Below are 21,903 nucleotides of genomic sequence, written 5' to 3' on the forward strand. Positions count from 1 at the left end.
AACCAGTCATAAATATTATGATAGTTCCACAACGAACGAGAGTAAAAATTACCCTTATGTATTAAACAAGAGTAAATTGTTCGTATTTTTACTCTTGTATTCAAAACGAGAGTAAAAATATCATTGATGACATGGGGAATTTCGACCGCAAAATACCGTACAATGACCTACCATTGTTACCTCCAAAGGTAGATATTGAAACTAAAACTATCCTGAAAAAAACAATTTCCGCTGGTAGGGCATTAGCCCAATTAAACGGAACCCTCTTGAACCTGCCTAATCCTACGTTGTTTTTAGACACGATATATTTACAAGAAGCAAAAGCCAGTTCTGAAGTTGAAAATATCATAACAACTAACGATGAACTATACCAATCTTTAATTGCAGACAAAAAGACTGAGAATTCGGCAACCAAAGAAGTATTAAGTTATAAAGAAGCTCTCTGGCTAGGATTGGAAGAGTTAAAGACGAAGCCTTTTATCACGACAAATCTTTGTATAAAAATTGTTCAATGTGTAAAACAAAATACAGCTTCCATTCGAAACACCCCGGGAACCACATTAAGTAATCCGCAAGGAGAAGTAATTTTTACACCACCAAGTGGAGAATCTATCATTCGAGAAAAGTTATCAAACTTAGAGAAGTTCATCAACGAAGATGACGTGATTGATCCGCTGATAAAAATGGCAATCATGCATTATCAGTTTGAAGCAATTCACCCATTTTCAGATGGCAATGGCAGGACGGGGCGAATTTTATTATTATTGTATCTCAAACTCTCAGGCTTACTTGACATTCCCGCAATTTATTTGAGTGATTATATCATCAAAAATAAAGCATCGTACTATGCAAGTTTGCGTAACGTGACCGAAAATGATGATTGGGAAAACTATATTTTATATATGTTGGATATGATAGAAGTAACTTCCATTAGAGGTTTAGAGCAAATAACCAAAATCACAAGCTGTATGGAAAGTACAGCAGACGAAATCAAAAACAAACTGCCCAAGATTTACTCAAAAGACCTGATTGAGATTTTGTTCCGTTTACCTTACACAAAACGTCAACACTTGATTGATGAAAATATCGGAAATCCCAAAACTGTTGGTAATTACTTAATGACATTAGAGGAAAACGGTTTTTTGAAATCAGTAAAAGTGGGAAAAGAAAAATTATATTTAAACCAAAAACTACTGAAAATATTAGAAGACAAATAATCGTCATCATTAAACTTTTGTTATGCGATTTAAGACTATTTACGAAATAGAGTTAGATTAAAAACGGACGACACGAACATATAAACCCTTTTCAACTTTATGTGTTCGTGTCGCAAAATATGATGAAATGTCTTCCTTATCACTGGCAATTATTGATGTCATCTTCCCATTTCAGCTTGTAAAAAGTCAATTGCTGACGTTGTATTTTCTAGCAATGATGTTTCGAATGTTCTCAAGGAATTTGATTCTGGTAAGTCCTTAGACATCATCGTTATAGAAAATGGTATCAACGCTATGGTGGCATGAAAGCTAGCGAATTCAAGAAAATCAAATAGCGTGATACAGAGGATATTAACCCTAAGTATATATACACAAAACTAGCAGAGAAGTGGAGCCTGATGACATAGTATTTCAAATATTCATCAAGGAAAACCAATGCAAAATATCTACATTGAGCGATACAATCATCCTTAGGATAGACTGTCTTAGATACTTATTACTTTTGTGAAGTAAGACAACAATTAGAGCCTTATTTTCTTCTAAGTGTGGGCAAACCCTGTACATTTGTAGTGAAATTATCATCGCTAAACCAAATTTATTCGAGATTTAAATTAGGTGTTTCTCATACAACCAAACAATGATTCATGTTAGAAAGTACAATTTTTGATAGTTTTATAAAATACCTTCATGCAAGTATTACCCTTTCTGATGTCGAAATTGAAATGATACGAGCGGTGGCAATACAGAAGAAACTTCGTCGAAGGCAATATCTGTTGCAGGAAGGTGATACTTGGAAATATAATGCTTTTGTATGTAAAGGTTTTCTAAAAACTTTTACAGTAGATGATAAAGGTCAAGAACATATTATGAATTTTTCGCCAGAAAATTATTGGACTGGTGATCGTGAAAGTTTGATGAATGCCTCGCCGTCAAAGTATAATATTGATGCCATTGAGGACTCTGAAATCATCTTAATCGAAAAGAATAATTTTGACAACTTATGTCAAAATATTCCACAATTGAATAACCTTGTTAACACGATTCTGCAAAGAAGTTTTATCGTTTCTCAAAGTAGAATAAACGCAAATATTAGCTTATCAGCCGAGGAAAAATATGAATATTTTCTCACAAAGTTTCCTTTGATAGCCAATCGTATTCCCCAACACATGATAGCATCTTACATAGGCATTACTCCTGAAACATTGACAAGAATAAGAAGGAATTCTGCTAAAAAATAATAGGCTGATAGTCTATTTACTTGATATTTGTTTGCTTTTTTTTCAAGTTTTTGTCAACGAAAAACGGCAATTACCTTTTGCAATTTTGTATCATCAAATCACAATTAACTTTTCATAACGATGAACACAACATTCAAGCAAAAGGTAAATAACCTTATTAGAACTTCCCTAACATTAGGTATTCTCTTTGTCTCAGGACTTTATCACAATGCCTTTTCACAACAGCAAAATGTAGGTATTATCGGCATAGACCATGTGGGTATCAATGTGCCAAATTTAGAAAAGGCGGTAGCTTTTTTTACAGATGTGCTAAAGTTTACGCCCGTTACACAATTAGGTCCTGTTTCATTAGATGACAACTGGAAAAAGAATAACTATATGCAGTTAGGGACAGGGGCAGTCACGATAAAGATGATTTTAGCTGGTACTGGAGCAAACATTGAGTTGTTTGAGTATCAAAATAATCAGGGAAATCAGCAACAACCAGGCGGCGATGATATTGGTGCGACTCATATAGCATTTTATACAAATGACATTACGGCTGGAGTTGCTTATTTAAAAAGTAAGGGAGTAAAAGTTTTAGGAGATCCATTTCTGATGCCCTCCGGAGATACTGAAGGTGAAAGCTGGGTGTACTTTGAAACACCTTGGGGTTCAAAAATGGAGTTGGTGTCGTATCCGAATGGGAAAGGATATGAAAAGCACCATCCTAAGGCGATTCTTTGGTCTCCTAAGAATAATGAAATAAAGTCTCGAAGCTCAGATTCCAATCTTCCATCAGCCCATGAAACGCAGACCTTAATTAAGCAACATCTAGCGATTTGGAACGAAAAAAATCTGTCTAAACGTAATGTGTTAATGAATCAAGTATATGCCCCGAATATAGAGATGGTGGATCGTCATTTTGTTGCGACTGGTTATAATGAGATTAATGAATTTGTTAATAGTCTACAACAGAAGAATCCAGACTATAGATTTCGTACTATAAAGCTAGAAACGCATCATAATATTGCCCGATTATTCTGGCAAGTAGGTTCAACAACTCGACCTAACGCAGTTTCTGGAATGGATTTATTTGTGATTCAAAATGGTAAAATACAACAACTTTATGTGTTTGTAAATTAGTTCATAGAAAGCCTCATCTCTCATGAGCCATCCCGAATTTAGCGATTATATAAAAATTTGTAATCTCGTAGTAGAGACGCAATGATTGCGTCTTAAGTCAGGTTATATATAGCATAGTAGCATCAAAAAAGCGGTCGAAAAATGTTTTTCGACCGCTTTTTTGATAAAAACGTGGAGAATAATCCCAATCCTAAAAATTCGGGATGACTCATATTTTATTGTCCTACAATACCCTTTAGGCAACACTAAAAATGCTAAACCATTGACATTTGTTTGCTTTTTTTTCAAGTTTTTATCAACGAAAACTAGACCCTCTGCTTTGCAACTTTGTATCATCAAACAACAATTAAACATTAATCAAGATGAACAAGACAGTTTTAATTACCGGAACAAGTACAGGCTTTGGAAAACTTACTTCGATTACATTAGCAAATGCTGGCTATACTGTGATTGCAGGAATGCGTGGCACAAAAGGAAAAAATGAGGCTGTAGCAAAAGAGCTGAGCTTAATTTCCAATATTGAGGTTGTTGATATCGACGTAACACAGGATGAATCTGTAAAGCAGGCGATAAATGCAATTTTGGCAAAACATGGAAAAATTGATGTATTAGTTAATAATGCAGCAGTAGCAGGTTTTGGGCTATTAGAAGCTTATAGCATCGATCAAATACGTCAAATGTTCGAGGTGAATTTTTATGGTGTAATACGTATGTACCAAGCCGTTTTACCTTCAATGCGTAAAGAAAAGAATGGTTTGATTATCAATATTACAACAGGGGCTAGTGGGCATACATTACCATTTATGATTCCTTACTTTGCCTCAAAATTTGGCGTGGAAACCATCACGGAAGGCTTACAAGATGAGCTAAAACAGTTCAATATCGAAAACGTATCCATACAACCGGGGGTATATCCAACCGAGATGAATTCAGGCGTAAAAGCAGGGGTTCACGCAGATAAACAAGCTATTGCAAAGGAATATGATCCGATTGCCACAGAGCATTTTAATGCCCTAGGAGCTAATCTGTTTGGTAAAATGGCAACTTACAACATGAATCCACAAACGATTTCAGATGGCATTTTAGAGCTTATCCAATTGAAAGAAGGTACTCGCCCATTACGTTTCCCATTGGATGCGATTGCCGAAGGAACAGATGTAGAATTCATTCGTGCTAGAGCTGAAATAAAAGCCAAATGGCAAGCTAAATACAGTGCATAATAATTGTGATCTAAAATACTAAACATTACTACAAATATGAAAACCGCTAAAGAATTGCTCTATGAGTATTTAGAAAAAATTCAAACTCCGAAAGATGTTGCTCGATTATTTGCTGAAGATGGAGCCATAGAATTACCATATTTGAAATCCCTGAATGGCAATTACCGTACAAAGGGAAATGATGCGATAGAAAAAATGTTGACAGGATTACTCAAACAAGCTCCAGGCTTTCATTTTATAAATATTCAATTATTAATAGATACGCCAGAGCAAGTGTTTGCTGAATATGAGGTCGATACACTGTTTGATGGTAAACCATACAAACAACTTTATATGGGTAGACTTGTGGCAGAGAATGGTAAAATAAAGTTAATTCGTGAAGGTATGGATATGATAGCTGTGACGAAGATTAAAGGGTAATTTTGCTAATGCCCTTTTAGCTTTGCCACACAACATTACAAATACTAGAGAATTATTATTTTCAATATTGTAGCTACTATACTTTATATTTCAAGATACATAAAGTATAGTAGCTCATTAGTATGACTCAATGATCAAATAGTTATAAGTATAAATGCAAAATAAAATTGTATTGATATGATTTAAGCCGTAGACTAAAACAGGGAAAATAAATTTAATTATTGCCTAATAACTTACACCAAACAATGAAATATTCTAACTAGTGCGTATTTATTCAATCTAAAAATCAGCATAGTAAGCCAACTAAAAGAGGTTTTTAGCGTTAATAAAACACTGCATCATAAAATAGATTCTATGCTAAAAAAAATCTCTTTTGTGAGTTGAAACCCTGTTGCATTGGTTTTTTATCTAATTTTGTACCATGAGATTATTGAACATCATACTTGCATTTTATGTTTTCGCCCTATCATGTCTACCGTGTACTGATAAGGACGAAAATGTATCATCGGTTGGTGCTACATCATATATTTATGATAATAATTCTCATAGCACGCATTCTCACCAAGAAGAATCTTGTGATTTATGTTCTCCCTTTTGCGTTTGTGGCTGTTGTGGGAGCTTTGTTTTTGAAGCAAAAATTAATTTTTATGACGCACAATCCGTGCTTTGTAACTGTTTGGATAAAACCAATTTCTCTTATATAAATTCATTTACTTCTCATTTCTACGGAAATATCTGGCAACCGCCCAAGATTTAACTCATTTGACAATTTGTAGTACGGAGATTTCGAGCTTTGAGTTGAACTATATCGACTTAATGCTGGAATGATCATGTACATCTATAGCCTAATTTTCAATTAGTAAATCTTCATTTTCATGTTAGATAATATTATCGCGTTCTCAATAAAGAATAAATTTATTGTGGGCTTACTTACCGTGTCCTTGATAGTTGTCGGGGTTTATAACCTTCGCAAATTACCCATCGACGCCCTTCCAGATATTACCAATAATCAAGTTCAAATAATTACTACGGCCCCAACATTGGCCACTCAGGAGGTAGAGCAGTTTATCACCTATCCAATCGAACAAACCATGAAAACTATCCCGAAGATAGTAGAAATGAGGTCTTTTAGTCGATTTGGACTGAGTGTTATCACCTTGGTTTTCGAGGAAAACGTAGATATTTATTGGGCCAGAGCTCAAATGAGCGAGAAGCTCAAAGAAGCAGAAACCCTAATCCCCAAAGGTGTTGGTCTGCCAGAGCTAGCCCCAATTAGTACTGGGCTTGGGGAAATTTATCAGTATGTCCTTTTTGCTGAAAAAGGATATGAAACACAGTACGATGCAACGAAGCTCAGGAGTATTCAGGATTGGATTGTGAAGCCACAATTATTGGGAACTCCTGGCATTGCTGAAGTGACCACTTTGGGAGGAGCTTTGAAGCAATATGAGATTGCGGTGAAACCCGACCGTCTCAAAAGTATGAATACTACAATTACCGAAATCTTTAATGCACTCGAAATTAATAATGAGAATACAGGCGGTGCGTATATCGATAAGCAACCCTATGTCTATTTTATTCGAGCATTGGGCATGGTGAAGGGTGTAGCGGATATTGAAAAGATTGTAGTAAAGACAAGCAATGGGATTCCAATATTGATTCGGGATGTTGCCAGTGTGCAAGAAGGGGCTGCACTGCGCTATGGTGCCGTTACCAAAGACGGAAAGGGAGAGGTAGTAGGAGGAATGGTACTTATGTTAAAAGGCGAAAACTCCTCGGCAGTAGTTAATCGTACTAAAGCCAAAGTAGAACAAATTAGAAAGTCGCTACCTAAAGGAGTTGATTTAGAGCCTTTTATCGATAGAACCAAATTGGTAAACAATGCTATTAGTACAGTAGAGACAAACCTTTTAGAGGGAGCACTCATAGTCATTTTCGTATTAGTTCTTTTGTTAGGGAATTGGCGAGCGGGCTTATTGGTTGCATCAGTAATTCCTTTGGCCTTGCTTTTTGCGGTTTGTATGATGAATCTCTTCGGAGTCAGTGGTAATTTGATGAGTCTGGGAGCAATAGACTTCGGATTGATTGTGGATGGTGCTGTGATCATTGTTGAAGCGGTAATCCACCGTTTGCATCAAAATAAAGAGGGCTTATTGGATGACCAACAAATGGATCATGAAGTACTTTCAGCGGCCACCAAAATCAGAAGTAGTGCAGCTTTTGGTGAGATTATTATTTTAATTGTCTATCTCCCTATTTTGGCGTTGGTTGGTACCGAAGGGAAGATGTTTAAGCCAATGGCTCAAACCGTATCTTTTGCAATTTTAGGAGCCTTTATCCTATCACTAACGTATGTACCAATGGCTTCTGCCTTGTTTTTAAGCAAGAAAATTTCTCATAAAAAGAACATTTCTGATAAAATCATCGACAAGATTTACCAGTATTACCAGCCAGTTTTAGAGAAATCTTTCGAAATAAAAAAACTTATACTTGGTACTGCTGTAGGGTTATTTGCGATAGCTGCATTTATCTTTAGTCGAATGGGAGGAGAGTTTATTCCGACACTCGAGGAAGGTGATTTTGCCATTAACTTTAGAAATGCCAATGGTAGTTCGCTCAATATGAGCATAGAAACTTCAACTAGGTTAGAAAAAATTCTAAAAGCGAAATTTCCTGAAGTGGTCGAAGTAGTCTCCAAAATTGGTTCAGCCGAAATACCTACTGACCCGATGCCAATCGAAAGTGGTGATTTAATTGTCATTCTTAAAAACAAAAAAGAATGGACCACGACGAAAGACTTCTATGCGCTGGCAGACCTGATGAAAGAGGAAATGGAACAAATACCAGGTACTAATTTTGAACTCTCGCAGCCTATTCAAATGCGATTCAACGAATTGATGACAGGAGTAAGAAGCGATGTTGCTATCAAAATATTTGGAGAAGACTTAGAGAAATTGGCCGTTACAGCGACTTCTGTCATCGGATTAATCGGGAATATTGAGGGCGTCGCCGATGTAAAATCGGAGCAGGTTACGGGTATGCCTCAAATTACGGTAAGATATAATCCCGATAAATTAGCTTTGTACGGTCTAAATGTAGGGGATTTGAATAAAGTAGTACGCACTGGGTTTGCTGGGGAAGCCACAGGCAAAGTATATGAAGGAGAAAAAAGATACGACTTGGTGGTTCGTCTTGATAGGGATTTCAGACAGGATATATCGAATGTAAAGAATATTTTCGTAAGCCTACCAAACGGAAATCAAATTCCGCTTGAACAAATTGCAGATGTCAATTTTGAGCAAGGACCAGCACAAATCAGTCGAGAAGACGGTCGCAGAAGAATCGTTATCGGCTTAAATGTTCGTGGTCGAGATGTAGAAAGTGTGGTCAAAGAAATACAAGCACGACTCAACGCCAAACTAAAATTACCTGAAGGATATTATGTTACCTATGGTGGACAATTCGAAAACTTAATTGAAGCCAACAAACGTTTGACAGTGGCCGTACCAGTTGCTCTGTTGTTGATTTTCGTATTGTTATATTTTACGTTTAATTCCATCAAGCAATCGGTACTGATTTTTACTGCAATACCCTTATCTGCTATTGGTGGAATACTTGCTTTGAGCCTTCGTGGGATGCCTTTCAGTATTTCAGCAGGCATTGGTTTTATTGCCTTATTTGGTGTAGCCGTTCTCAATGGAATTGTCTTGATTGGCTATTTCAATCAGCTCAAATCTGAAGGTTGGGAAAATGTGCTCGAGAGAGTTCGTGAAGGGACAAAAGTTCGTTTAAGACCTGTTATTATGACAGCAGCAGTAGCCTCATTGGGCTTCTTACCGATGGCTCTCAGCAATGGCTCTGGTGCTGAAGTTCAAAAACCTTTGGCAACAGTAGTAATTGGAGGTTTAGTAATTGCAACGTTATTGACACTAATAGTTTTACCAATTTTATACCTCTTGTTGGAAGGAAGTTCTAAATTTAAAACAAGTCCTAAAGCTACCATTCTTATTGCCATTGGACTTTGCTTAGGAGGAAACAGCGCTTCTGCACAAGTAAAATTGACCTTGCGGAAAGCCCTCGAAATTGGACTATCTAACAATTTAGCTATTCAAGCAAGTGAGTTAGAGATTAGGGTTCAAAATCAATTAAAACCCACGGCAAGAGAACTGCCCAAAACTGATCTAAATGCCATGATTGGTCAATATAACACCAAGAGTTTTGACCAAAATTTCAGTATCTCTCAAACCTTTTCTCCATTTATATTTCAAGCCAAAAAACAACAAATAAATGCTCAAATAAAGGAAGTTGAGATAAAATCGTTGATTACCAAACAAGAAATAACCTATCAAATTAAGCAGTCTTGGAATACAATCCTGTATTTAAAATCCTTGAATACCGTGTTGCTAAAACTTGATGAGTATTTACTTGAGTTCGTGAAAGTCTCAAAACTAAAACTTAGCACAGGGGAAAGTAACTTGATAGAACGTACAACGGCAGAAGCAAAACAGCAGGAGTTTCTACAACTACGCAAGCAAAATGAGAGCTATATCATCAGCGAATTGATGCGATTGAAGACACTTTTGAATATGAATGAAGTAGTTGATATAGCAGAGGAAGAGTTTTTACCTCTTCCAATTACTGCGATGGATACAGCTTTGATTCATCAAAATCCTAGTTTAAAACTAGCAATTCAACAAGTAGCTACAGCTAATACTTTCAGGAATCTAGAAAAAGCAAGTCTAAAACCAGATTTTTCGATTGGCTATTTTCTACAATCACTTACAGGTAATCAAGAGGTGAATTCCCAAACTGTGTATTACAATGGCGCACCTCGATTCCAAGGAGGAACTATTGGTGTTAGTATTCCCGTTTTTGCGAAGGCTTCAAAAGCACGAATCCAAGCGTCGGATATTCAGATCATGGTGCAGGACAAATATGCTCATCTACTAAAAAACAACTTAGAAAGTAAACTCCTTCAGTCGCTACAGGAGCAAAAAAGCAATCAATCACTGTTGGATTATTATCAAAATACAGCTTTGGTCAATGCCGACCTGATTACCCAGAAAAGCACGAAAGCCTATCAAAATGGTGAGATAGGTTATGTTGAATACCTACAGAGTTTGGAAACTGTGCTAAGTATCCGCCAACGATATTTAGCGGTTATCAACGCCTTCAACCAGAATACCATTAACATCCAATTTTTGCTAAATAATTAATTATCAGAAACATGAATAAATCATATAAAAATATAATAGTAGGCTTGTTCGTATGCTTGTCGCTAATGGCTTGTAACAAAAAAAGTGAAGAAAATAAAGCAGAGGAGCATCACGATGAAACGGACGTAGTAGAGCTTAGTACCACTCAAGCGAAAGCCATCAATATTTTGCTTGGCTCATTTGAGCAAAAAAATCTCAGTGAAGTCATTACAGCGAATGGCTACACCAAATTGCCCCCACAAAACCAAGCAGAAGTATCGGTTTTTATGGGCGGTATAATTAGGTCTATTGCCGTTATTGAGGGGCAATTCGTCAAAAAAGGACAAGTTTTGGCTACCTATCAGAGTTTGGATTTCAACAATTTGCGTTTGCAAAAGACTCAACTTTTGGATGAATTACAACAAGCAAAAATAAACAGAGAGTATTTGGAACTTGATTTTGCCCGTCAAAAAGTGTTAAACGATGAGAATGTAACTGCCAGAAAAGCTTTTCAAAAGATTTCGTCAGAACTAGAACTCGTCAAAAGCAAGATTAAAATTACAGAGAGTAAGTTGCAGATTATTCAACAAAATCTGGCCATGGGAGGAAGCGAAAACAATTCAGTACAATCAATTTTGTCGCCAATAGCGGGCTATATTACTGATGTGAATATTAAAATCGGTAGTAATATTTCGCCAAATGTATCACTGTTTACTATCGTTGATAACTCAAAAATGCATGTAGATTTACTGGTTTACGAGAAGGATTTATTCAAAATTAAAGTAGGCCAACCGGTAAGATTCATACTCACCAATCAGAGCAATCAAGAGATTATGGGACGTATTTTTAGTATTGGAAAGGCCTTCCAGAACGAATCGAAATCTGTGGCTGTCCATGCAGATATCAATAATCAAACCGCAAATCTTATTTCGGGTATGTATGTTAATGCATTGATTGATATCGGTAAAAATATGGTAAATACCTTACCAATTGAAGCCGTTGCTAAAGCAGAAGGGAAAGAATTTATTTTTATTCAATTTGCTGATAATCATGTCAATAAAAATCATCAAAAGGAGGAAAATGAAGGTCATGAAGAAAGCCTTCATTTTAAAAGGATAGAAGTCAAAACAGGTACGGCCCAGTTGGGATTTGTTCAGGTAACACCTTTGCAAGAAATACCTACAAATACAAAAATCGTCATCAAGGGAGCTTACTATCTTCAGTCCAGTATATCTAATGCGGAAGGTGGCGATGACCACGGTCATTGATGAGGTAGTAGGATTAAATCATTCATTAAATTCATACAGATTATGGTAGAAGTAACTTCCATCAGAAGTTTAGAGCAAATAAACAAAATCACAAGCTGTATGGAAAGTACAGCAGACGAAACCAAAAACTACTAATAATATTAGAAGACAAATAATCGTCATCATTAAACTTTTGTTATGGGATTTAAGACTATTTACGAAATAGAGTTAGGTTAAAAACGGACGACACGAACATATAAACCCTTTTCAACTTTATGTGTTCGTGTCTCAAAATATGATGAAATGTCTTCCTTATCGTGGGCAATTATTTATGTCATCTTCCCGTTTCAGCTTGTAAAAAGTCAATTGCTGAGGTCGTATTTTCTAACGAGAATGTACCAGAACCAAATTCCTTGAGAATCTTCGAAATATCAGTCGTGACAAGTCTATTTCGTTTCCAATTACGGAGTTAAAGGTCGTTATATTTTTAACTTTTAAAGCAATAACCTTACAAGTATCAGAGGAATACCTCACAATAAAACGATAGTAATACGCATCTCACAAATTCAATTATACCTCACTGATAGTTGTAGTTCTTGCTGTTGTTTATCCTAATAAAACCCAATTTAGTCGAAAAGTGCGCTTTTTTCAATCATAAATTTGGATTCCATTTATTTGAATATTTATATTTGTACAATTAATCTATATAGTCTATATTTTTAGTATAGATATGTATCTTTAAAAAGTCATTCTTGCGGCAACAAGAATGACTCGGTTACAAAAGGTACGATAAATGTGTATTAGGAGCTTTCGTTACAAGCTTCCTAAAACCTTGTTGTTTACATTAACCAACACAAATTAAATGAAAAAAAAGCTCATTTTACAGACAATCATCTGTATTTTGTTTGTCTCCGTTGGAGCCTATGCACAAAAAACAGATGCAACCATTAACTCGACGTTATCAGGAACTGTTATTGATGAAAAAACGAAAGAACCTCTCATAGGAGCTTCGATTAGCATTAAAGGTACAACGCATGGTGTCATCACCGATTCAAATGGAGAATTTTACTTTCGTACAGGTCAAAAATTGCCTTATGTTTTGATTATCAATTATGTAGGATATGAGTCAAAACAACTTGTGGCAGCCAAACCAACCATAACAATCGAGCTTCGCAATAGTTCAAAAGAGTTGAATGAAGTGGTGGTGGTTGGATATGGTACACAAGAACGTAAAAACTTGATTGGCTCGGTTTCTAAAATAAATCCAAATGAAGTCAACTCTATTCCTGTAGGAAGTATCGATGCACAATTACAAGGAAAAGTTTCGGGTGTACAGATTTCATCACCTACAGGCGTGCCAGGTGAAAGCGTGAATGTTCGCGTACGTGGAGCGACCTCTATTAATGCTGACAATGATCCTTTGTATGTGGTTGATGGTGTATTTATCAATAGCAATAGCTTGCAGTCGATTAGTACGGGAGGAAAATCGACCTCGCCAATTGCTGATATTAACCCTAATGACATTCAGAGTATCGAAGTGCTGAAAGATGCAGAAGCTACAGCGCTTTACGGTTCGAGAGGAGCGAATGGAGTGGTCTTGATTACAACAAAGCGTGGAAATTATGAGCAAGCGCCACAAATCAATTTCAGTGCAAGTTATGGTCAGGCGAAAGCTGCCAAACTATGGGATTTAACGACAGGTCCACAACATGCGCAATTGGTGAACGAATGGTGGGTAAATACAGGTAAAGATACGCCATCACTCAACAGAACTTTTGCGAACCGTCCATTTAGACCAGTGTCAGAAGGCGGTCGTGGTTTGCCAGAGGAACAACAAACCTACGACAGATTGAGTGAGGCATTTAGAACAGCTACTTTACAAAACTATGACATAGCTTTGACTGGTGGTACCAAAAGTACAAAGTATTATATTGGTGGTGGTTTTACTTCTCAAGAAGCAATCTTAAAACCTATTAACTTCACAAGAGCTAGTTTTAAAGTAAACCTAGATCAACGAGTAAGCGACAAACTAACTATCGGAGTAAATAACTTATTTACAAGAACTTATCGAAATCAAGCTCGTGCAGGTGACGGTCCTCAAGGTGGTTTGTTACAGGCTGCACTTCATACACCGACGTATTTGTCACCTTATGAAAATGGCGTTTTGGTCGGAAGAGCGGGTTTCGACAACTTAACTTTATTACTTCAAAATTACGATGTTAACTCAACTAGTTTACGATATATAGGAAACCTTTACTTCGAAGCAGAATTACTCCCTAACCTTAAGCTTAGATCAAGCTGGGGTGCTGATTACAACAACTATAACGAATCAGAATACTGGAATACTTTCCTACTTTTGGGCGCACAAGGCGGTTTGGCGACTTCTTCTATTACGCAATACACGACCTTATTGAATGAACAAACTTTGACCTATCGCAAAAGATTCGATAATGGACATAGTTTTGGTTTTGTGGTCGGAAATACTTTGCAAAGTGACCAACTCAATCGTACTTATGCGGAAGGTAGAGGATTTGCGAACAATTCTTTCAAAATTATCTCTTCAGCAGCTACTACAACTAGTACACAAAACTGGAGTAAAAGCAATCTGGCTTCATTTTTTGCAAAAGCAGATTATAGCATTAACGGCAAATATCTCTTCAATGCAAGTTTAAGAGCGGATGGTTCTTCAAGATTTGGTGCAGACCGCAAGTGGGGTTATTTTCCATCAGTAGGTGCAGCTTGGCGTTTGAAACAAGAAGAGTTTTTGAAAAATGTAGATTTAGTAACAGATCTAAAACTTAAAGCTAGTTATGGTATCGTTGGTAACCAAAACGGTATTGGCAACTTTGCAGCACAAGGTTTGTGGACAGGTGGTGCTTCGTATCAAGGCAGTGCAGGTACAGCTCCGCAACAATTAGCTAATCCAGATTTACGTTGGGAGAAAACCAACCAAGTAAATATTGGTGTTGATGCTTCGTTCTTGGCTGGTCGTTTGGGTATTGAATTTAACGTTTATTCAAAATATACTCGTGATGGTTTACTACAATTAGCTTTGCCAAGCACAACGGGTTTTGCAAATTACTGGAGCAATGCTGCCGAAATCAGCAACAAGGGTTTTGAGTTAAACATTACTTCAACCAATATCAATAAAGGTGGTTTGGTATGGACAACAAGCTTTAACATAGCTCAAAATATCAATAAAATCGAAAAACTCGAAACGCCACTAAGATATGGTAGCCGTGATTTGATTTTGCAAAAAGAAGGAAATCCACTTTACTCATTCTGGGTGTATAAACAACTATATGTTGACCCAGAAACAGGAAATGTTGTTTATGAAGATGTAAATAAAGATGGTAAAATCACCACCGATGACCGTCAATTAGTTGGTAGTATTTGGCCAAAATTCTTTGGAGGATTAACCAACACTGTAACTTATAAAGGCTTTGAGTTATCAGCATTCTTTGCTTATCAGTATGGGAATAAAATTTATAACCATAACAAATTCTTTGGCGAAGGCGGTGGTGCAAGAGATGCAGCACGTGTAATATTTGCAAGTAATTTGGCAAGATGGCAAAAACCTGGTGATATCACTGACGTTCCTCGCCCTGATGGAATCAATGTGAACAACTATCGTGATGGTGGAAGTAGATGGTTAGAAGATGGTTCGTTTATACGTCTCCGTTCGCTTAATATTGGTTATCATTTACCAAAAGCAATCGCCAAAAGAATTGGAGCTGAAGCCGCTAAAGTATTTGTAAATGGTACAAACTTGTGGTTGTTGACCAACTACACAGGTCTTGATCCTGAGTCAAGTGCAAGTAGCGACCAAAATGCGCAAGGGATTGACTTAGGCACTCCACCGCAACCAAGAAGCTTTCAAGTGGGTATTAACCTAACTTTCTAAAAAATAACTATATATCTTGATTTAGGCTCTTTAACAAGATTTTAAGAAAATGAGAAAAATGAAATTCATTAAATATACTTTATCGATAGGATTAATTGGTTTACTAACATCTTGCCAAAGCTATTTGGATGTAAAACCATTAGAATCCATTTCAGATACACAAACGATTTACGATAAAACATCTTCTGAAACTGCTATCAGAGGGGTTTATTCAGCTTTAGCTAGTGCCAACTATTATGGCACGAACTTTCAATCTATCGGATACTTGTCTGGAGACAATATTCAATGGACAGGTTCGCAATCACAAGTACAAGAGTTTATCAATAAAAAGGTAAACGCTGACAACTCGACGATTGCCTCGGTTTGGACTGCTATTTATGTAACGATCAACCGAGCCAATAATGTCATTGCCAAAGTACCGACCGTAACGGATCCAGCTTTGACAACAGATTTAAAAAATCAGATATTGGGTGAGGCCTATTTCATTAGAGCATTAGCTTACTTCGACCTAGCTCGTACATGGGGAGGTGTTCCACTTATTACCAAACCAACTGCAAGTCCAACCGAAAACAGAGGTATTGCTCGTAGTACGCAAGCCGAAACTTATGCACAAGTATTAGCAGATTTGACAACGGCAGAGCCTTTATTACCAGCTACTACAAACCGCTACAGGGCTACCAGAAAAACCGTTTGGTCGCTCCGATCAAGATACCATTTGTACCAAAAAGAATGGGATAAAGCTGAAGAATATGCGACAAAATTGATTTCGGATAACGCATCTTATCAGTTAGTAAAGCCATATAGTGCCTTTTTTGCGAATGATGCTCGTGGTACGGCAGAGTCGGTATTTGAAATTTTTTACAGTGCTAACGAAACTAACACACATCGTAACCAATGGCAACCTCAAACCAATGGTGGTACTCGTCAGTGGGCACCAAATGATGCCTTGGTAGCATTGCTCAATGATCCCAAAGTAGGTGGTGGACGCAGTACTTTGGTTGCAAAAGATAACCAAAATCGTTGGTATGGAAATCTGTATTATCGCACGCCAGCCGCTGACCCAACGTATGTAATTCGTATCGCAGAATTATATTTGATTAGAGCCGAAGCCGAAGCTAATCAAAATAAGCTTACGGCTGCAATCGCAGACTTAAATGCTATCAGAAGTCGTGCAGGAATTGATGTGACTACAGCACAAACGAAAGATCAGATTTTACTTGGTATCGAAAACGAAAGACGTCTAGAGTTTGCTTTAGAGCCTCACCGTTGGTTTGATGTGGTTAGAACAGGGCGTGCTACAGCAGTTTTTAACGTGACAGACAACAATCGTTTGCTATTGCCATTGCCAGCTGGGGAATTGCTGATTGACAAGGCTTTAGTTCAAAATACAGGTTATTAAACGCTAAACGAAATAAGCACAATGGGAACTTTTGATATTCAATCGCAAAGCTCATGGAGCAAAAGCGAGAAAAACCTATTCAAGTTTTTTGGTCTGTATTTCTTTATCCAAATACTACCAATCGATTTATCATTTTTGAAGCATATTACTGGCACTAATTGGCTGGCTCTTGAATATCGTGACATTTTCTACTTGTCACGATACGCTCCAGATTTCTTGGGAGAACAGTCATTTCTCAACTGGATTATTGTTGCCATTTTAGCGCTAGTAGGCACAATCCTGTGGGATAAGGTATTACCCAAAGATATCAATTATGATAAATGGTATTATTGGATAAGAGTTTTTGTGAGATACCGACTAGCATTAGGACTCATTGGCTATGCATTTTTGAAAGTCTATACAATTCAATCACCAGAGCCAAGTCTGAGTAATCTCAATACCAATTATGGGGATTTTACTGCATGGAAACTCTTTTCGCTTGGTTTGGGGGTTGTACCGAGTTACCAATCTTTCCTTGGCTTGGTGGAATTGGCAGGAGCATTATTGCTATTACACCGCAAAACAACAACAATTGGTACTCTAATCATTTTGCCTTTTGCGGGTAACGTAGCGATTTCGAATATTGCTTACGAGGGGGGCGAATATGTATATGCTTTTTATCTAATCAGCTTGGGACTCTATTTGTTTGCCTTCGATGCGATTCGTTTGTTCAAGCTGGTTTCACTTGAACAGCCTGTTGATCAAAATCACTTTCAACCAGAGTTTAGAGAGAAAAAACAACTATACCGTCTAACACTAAAGGGTTTATATATCATTGTTTTTGTGGTTTTCTATGGTTATAAAACCAAGGCTGGTGCTTCGGGAGGTGGTTATCACTTCCCAAGCCAAGCTGGTTTGAGTCAATTGACGGGTGTTTATAACGTAAAAACATTCAAGCTCAACAACCAAGAAATTCCATATTCAAAAACGGATTCGGTACGTTGGCAAGATGTTATTTTCGAAAAATGGAACACCATCAGTATTAAATCAAATCGGGAGGTGAATATCGAAAATTTACCAACAGAAGAGATTTTCAGTAAAGATTCTCAGCGTATTTATGAGCTGGCAGGGACTCAAGGTCGTCATTTTTATAGCTATCAAAAAGACCCAAGCTCAAACATATTGCAATTGACCAATCGTAATGCACATTATCAGAATGATGCACTAACGATTCATTATCAGGTTATTAATGACTCCACGGTGGTGTTATCTGGGGTAGATGCCCACCAAGATTCGGTATATGCGGTACTCGAAAAGTTGAATAAAAAATATTTGATTAACGAGGCTAAAAAAGTAGGACGTAGAAGTGTGTTGAAATTGTAGTTTTCTCAACAAATCATCAATCTTTTAACTCAGAAAAAATGGCTTATACAAATATTAATTCATCTCTTGAAGAGCAAATTCCAACATCGGAATCTTTTGAAAGTACAGAGATAAAAAAGGCTAATTATTTTAAAAACCTCACTTGGAGTGCAGGACAAAAATTTGCCTTCCGCGTATCGTTTATCTTTTTTATTGCGATGACTTTTCCCAATAATCTAGATTGGTATCAGGAAATTTTGTCATTTGATTGGTTGCATTTGCACTATCGTGATATATATGACATTGCTCGTTTTGGGTCAGGGCTAAACTTCTTTGGTAATAAGATTTTTGGTTCTACTCTTAATGGCTATGCTGTTTGGGTGATTACTTTTATTGTTTCTCTAGTTGCAGCAGGAATATGGACAGCCATCGCTATTTTCACTAAAAAAGAACCTCAAAACTACAAACTTTGGTATTACTGGCTTAAAGTAATTGTGCGTTACCGTGCTGGTATTGGCATTATTGGCTTTGGTTTTACCAAACTTACACCCACTCAATTACCTTATCCTTCGTGGGGCTTACTTAATACCAATTTTGGAGATTTGACCTTGCAAAAAATCTATTGGCTATCTATCGGGATTGTTCCTTGGTATGAAGTTTTTACGGGAGTTGTTGAGGTATTAGCTGGAGCGTTACTCTTTTTTAGAGCCACTACTTTTTGGGGAGCTGTTTTATTGTTTGGTGCATTGGCAGATATCGTTTATGTAAACTTCGCCTACGATGGAGGCGTACACGTTTATAGTTCTTACTTTGTTTTATTCTCTGCCTTTATTTTGGTGGATTACATCCCTGATTTATATAAACTCTTGATTCAAGAGCGCTTAACGATTCCTTACAAATATTACCCAACTTTTGATAAAGCATGGCAACGAATCGCTCGTATTAGTCTCAAAAGCTTGACGCTGATTTTGTTTTTGCCTGTATTTACCTATTTGGCTATTATCAACTTTTTGTATGATCCTTACAAACAACCTGCTCAAAAAGGTATCGCTGGTTTACGAGGTAATTATCATGTGACAGAATACAAAATCAATGGTCAGGTATTACCATATAGCCCTGCTGATACAACTCGCTGGCAACAAGCGACTTTCGAAAAATGGACTACGCTTACTTTCAAAGTCAATAAGCCCGTTGAGTTAGATTTATCTAATGGCGGTGGTGCTCCTATGCGTGACATCAATCGAACTTTTGAGCTTACAGGCGTTGCAGGTGGGCAACGAGTATTTTATTATGAAGCTGATACTGTTCGCAATATTTTGTATTTGCAAGATAAAAATCGTGGTTCGAGAAATTCAGAAAACCGTGAGTTCTCAGGAAATCGAAATGAGGGTAAATCTGTGGCTTTGAAAAATAAGAAAAAAGAAAATACAGAAGATAACTGGATTCCTAAAGAGTCACGTGAGGTGATTGGCAAAGAAGATACCAAAATTGAAGCCATAGCGCGTTCAGCACGTCGCACGAAGGGAATCAAAGCTGAAAATAAACCTGTAGAGCGTAACAAAATGATTCTGAAATACACAATTCTTGATAATGGAAATCGTATAGTACTTTCTGGAATCGATGAAAATAAGGACTCTATCGAGGTTGTTTTAGACCGTTTTGTGAAAAAATATGCCCTCACAAGAAGTACGCTTGAAGCTGGCAAATACGATAAATAAGATTTTTTGACATTTTAAGATTGAAAATATTCTCTAACAGCTTTCATTTTATTGAAAGCTGTTAGAGAAGTTTTGCATACAATTTAGATGTATCCTTGCTCAATGAGCAGGTTTTACATTGCCTTATCTCTCATATTATGAAATACTTATTGATATTCTTGTGCTTAGTTGGAACTTCGACGCTGGCGCAAAGGACACGACAAACTGAAGCAACACATCAACACAGTAACCATGAAGTTCATGATGGTGAAACCCATGATAATCACAGTCATTTAGAACATATTTTAGACTACAGAAAAGAAACGGCATACGTTCCGAATCTGCCTCCTGCACAGCTCTTTCAAGGAATAGGGAAAGTTGATTTCAAAATCACTACCAAATCCAATAAAACTCAAGAGTTTTTTAATCAAGGAATTGCCCTGTTACATTGTTTTTGGGATTTTGAGGCATATCGAGCATTTAAAGAGGCCATCAAATTTGACTCAACAGCGATCATGCCCTACTACGGCCTATATAGTGCAATCGGAGCAATAGAGGGTGATGAATTTAAGGCAGATCAAAAACTGGCTATTCAAAAATTAAAAAAGCTACGAGACAAAGCTACCGAACGTGAAAAAAGCTATGCTGATGCCATTTTGGCAAGAGATTCGGAGGTCGATGGGGGTAAAGCAGAGTACCAAAATAGACTTGAGCGAATTATTGACAAATACCCTGAAGACTTAGATGCTAAGTTGTTTTTGGCACTTAGCAAAATGGGAGGATATGATTCGAAAATGGTACCACGAGAAGGGCAACTTTATGCTGAATATCTGCTAAAAGATATTTTACGGACACATCCCGAAAATGCAGCGGCTCACCATTACTGGATTCATTTGAAGGAAAATTGTTGCCCAGAACAAGCCCTTGAAAGTTCTCAGAAGTTACCATTATTAGCGCCAAATTCTGGTCACATGGTACACATGCCTGGACATGTATATTACAAATTAGGAGAATATAGACTAGCTAATGAATCCTTTGTAGCGGCAGTGAAAGTAGATTCTATCTACATGAAAAACTTCAAAATGCCAGAGGTGGATACATGGAATTATATTCATAACATTAACTACCTACTTTCCAATTGCGCTGAAGATGGTCGATACAATACGGCTTTGTATTACGCCGAAAAGTTGCAAAAAATGCCTGCAACCAAAGAGCGAAAAAGAAAGTATGAAGGTCGGTTTTTCTATCAAGGCGTAATTGCACCTGCCAAAATGGAGCTATGTTTTGGTTTCTATAAAAAAGCAGCCGATAAACTAGCCAATATCAAAATAGACGATGACAGCCTTTTTACTCCAAAGGCAATTGCATACAAAGATGCATTGAGACTATTTGCTTTGGGCATGGATGCCGTGCAAAACCATAAAATCGAAGAAGCAAAGCAATACGCTGACGCCCTAGATGCGCTATTGTGGCGCAGCAGCAATCAAGTAAAGCCTAATGAAGTAGTGTCAACCAAACGACTAGCTGACCTAAATGTGGCTTCTCTAGAACTACAAGGAAGTATTAAAAGTGTCGAAGGAAAATATGATGAAGCTATTTCTCTACTGAAAAAAGCACATCAAAAAGAAGAAGACTTGGGATATAGCGAACCACCTACTTATGCAAGACCCGTATTGATCAGCTTAGCAGAAACCTACTTGAAGGCGAAGGATTATACCAAAGCGATAGAAACCTATCAGGCCTTATTAAAGCGCCATCCTAATACAGCCAACGGGTACTATGGTTTGTACAAAGTTTATAAACAAAAAGGTGACAAGACTAATGAGCAGTTGTATGCCCAAAAATTGGCTGAAGTAATCAAGTTTGGTGATAAGTCATTATTTCCTCTTTAGTAAAATAT

General features: G+C 37.1%; 13 protein-coding genes. All 13 read left to right on the forward strand.

Going from position 1 to position 21,903, the window contains the following annotated elements; translation table 11 throughout:
* Window positions 1–131 precede the first annotated feature (131 nt).
* On the forward strand, window positions 132–1,217 hold the full coding sequence (locus QM481_RS23930; RefSeq protein ID WP_283383648.1) for a Fic family protein: 1,086 nt from the start codon (window positions 132–134) through the stop codon (window positions 1,215–1,217).
* A gap of 644 nt (window positions 1,218–1,861) precedes the next feature.
* Window positions 1,862–2,455, forward strand: a complete 594-nt coding sequence (locus tag QM481_RS23935) for a Crp/Fnr family transcriptional regulator (protein WP_283383649.1) — start codon at window positions 1,862–1,864, stop codon at window positions 2,453–2,455.
* 120 nt (window positions 2,456–2,575) lie between these two features.
* Window positions 2,576–3,580, forward strand: coding sequence for a VOC family protein (locus tag QM481_RS23940; RefSeq protein WP_283383650.1), 1,005 nt, complete (start codon window positions 2,576–2,578; stop codon window positions 3,578–3,580).
* A gap of 362 nt (window positions 3,581–3,942) precedes the next feature.
* Entirely contained in the window at window positions 3,943–4,800 is an 858-nt protein-coding gene (locus tag QM481_RS23945; RefSeq protein WP_283383651.1) for an SDR family oxidoreductase, read from the forward strand.
* A 36-nt stretch (window positions 4,801–4,836) separates the two neighbouring features.
* Window positions 4,837–5,220 (forward strand): nuclear transport factor 2 family protein, encoded by a 384-nt coding sequence (locus QM481_RS23950; protein WP_283383652.1) that lies wholly within the window; start codon window positions 4,837–4,839, stop codon window positions 5,218–5,220.
* Window positions 5,221–5,641: 421 nt separating this feature from the next.
* On the forward strand, window positions 5,642–5,977 hold the full coding sequence (locus QM481_RS24955; protein WP_374760925.1) for a DUF6660 family protein: 336 nt from the start codon (window positions 5,642–5,644) through the stop codon (window positions 5,975–5,977).
* Between the two features lie 118 nt (window positions 5,978–6,095).
* Window positions 6,096–10,436, forward strand: a complete 4,341-nt coding sequence (locus QM481_RS23955) for a CusA/CzcA family heavy metal efflux RND transporter (protein ID WP_283383653.1) — start codon at window positions 6,096–6,098, stop codon at window positions 10,434–10,436.
* Window positions 10,437–10,447: 11 nt separating this feature from the next.
* On the forward strand, window positions 10,448–11,683 hold the full coding sequence (locus tag QM481_RS23960; RefSeq protein ID WP_283383654.1) for an efflux RND transporter periplasmic adaptor subunit: 1,236 nt from the start codon (window positions 10,448–10,450) through the stop codon (window positions 11,681–11,683).
* An 841-nt stretch (window positions 11,684–12,524) separates the two neighbouring features.
* A complete protein-coding gene (locus tag QM481_RS23965) occupies window positions 12,525–15,566 on the forward strand; it encodes a SusC/RagA family TonB-linked outer membrane protein (RefSeq protein ID WP_283383655.1) in 3,042 nt (1,013 codons plus the stop codon).
* A gap of 58 nt (window positions 15,567–15,624) precedes the next feature.
* A complete protein-coding gene (locus QM481_RS23970; RefSeq protein WP_283383656.1) occupies window positions 15,625–16,965 on the forward strand; it encodes a RagB/SusD family nutrient uptake outer membrane protein in 1,341 nt (446 codons plus the stop codon).
* Window positions 16,966–16,986: 21 nt separating this feature from the next.
* Window positions 16,987–18,327 (forward strand): DoxX family protein, encoded by a 1,341-nt coding sequence (locus tag QM481_RS23975; protein WP_283383657.1) that lies wholly within the window; start codon window positions 16,987–16,989, stop codon window positions 18,325–18,327.
* Between the two features lie 38 nt (window positions 18,328–18,365).
* Complete coding sequence (locus QM481_RS23980) at window positions 18,366–20,024, forward strand: hypothetical protein (RefSeq protein WP_283383658.1); 1,659 nt, start codon at window positions 18,366–18,368, stop codon at window positions 20,022–20,024.
* A gap of 137 nt (window positions 20,025–20,161) precedes the next feature.
* Window positions 20,162–21,895, forward strand: coding sequence for a tetratricopeptide repeat protein (locus QM481_RS23985; RefSeq protein ID WP_283383659.1), 1,734 nt, complete (start codon window positions 20,162–20,164; stop codon window positions 21,893–21,895).
* Window positions 21,896–21,903 lie beyond the last annotated feature (8 nt).

It is taken from the genome of Flectobacillus rivi (assembly GCF_030056655.1).
Lineage (GTDB): Bacteria > Bacteroidota > Bacteroidia > Cytophagales > Spirosomataceae > Flectobacillus > Flectobacillus rivi.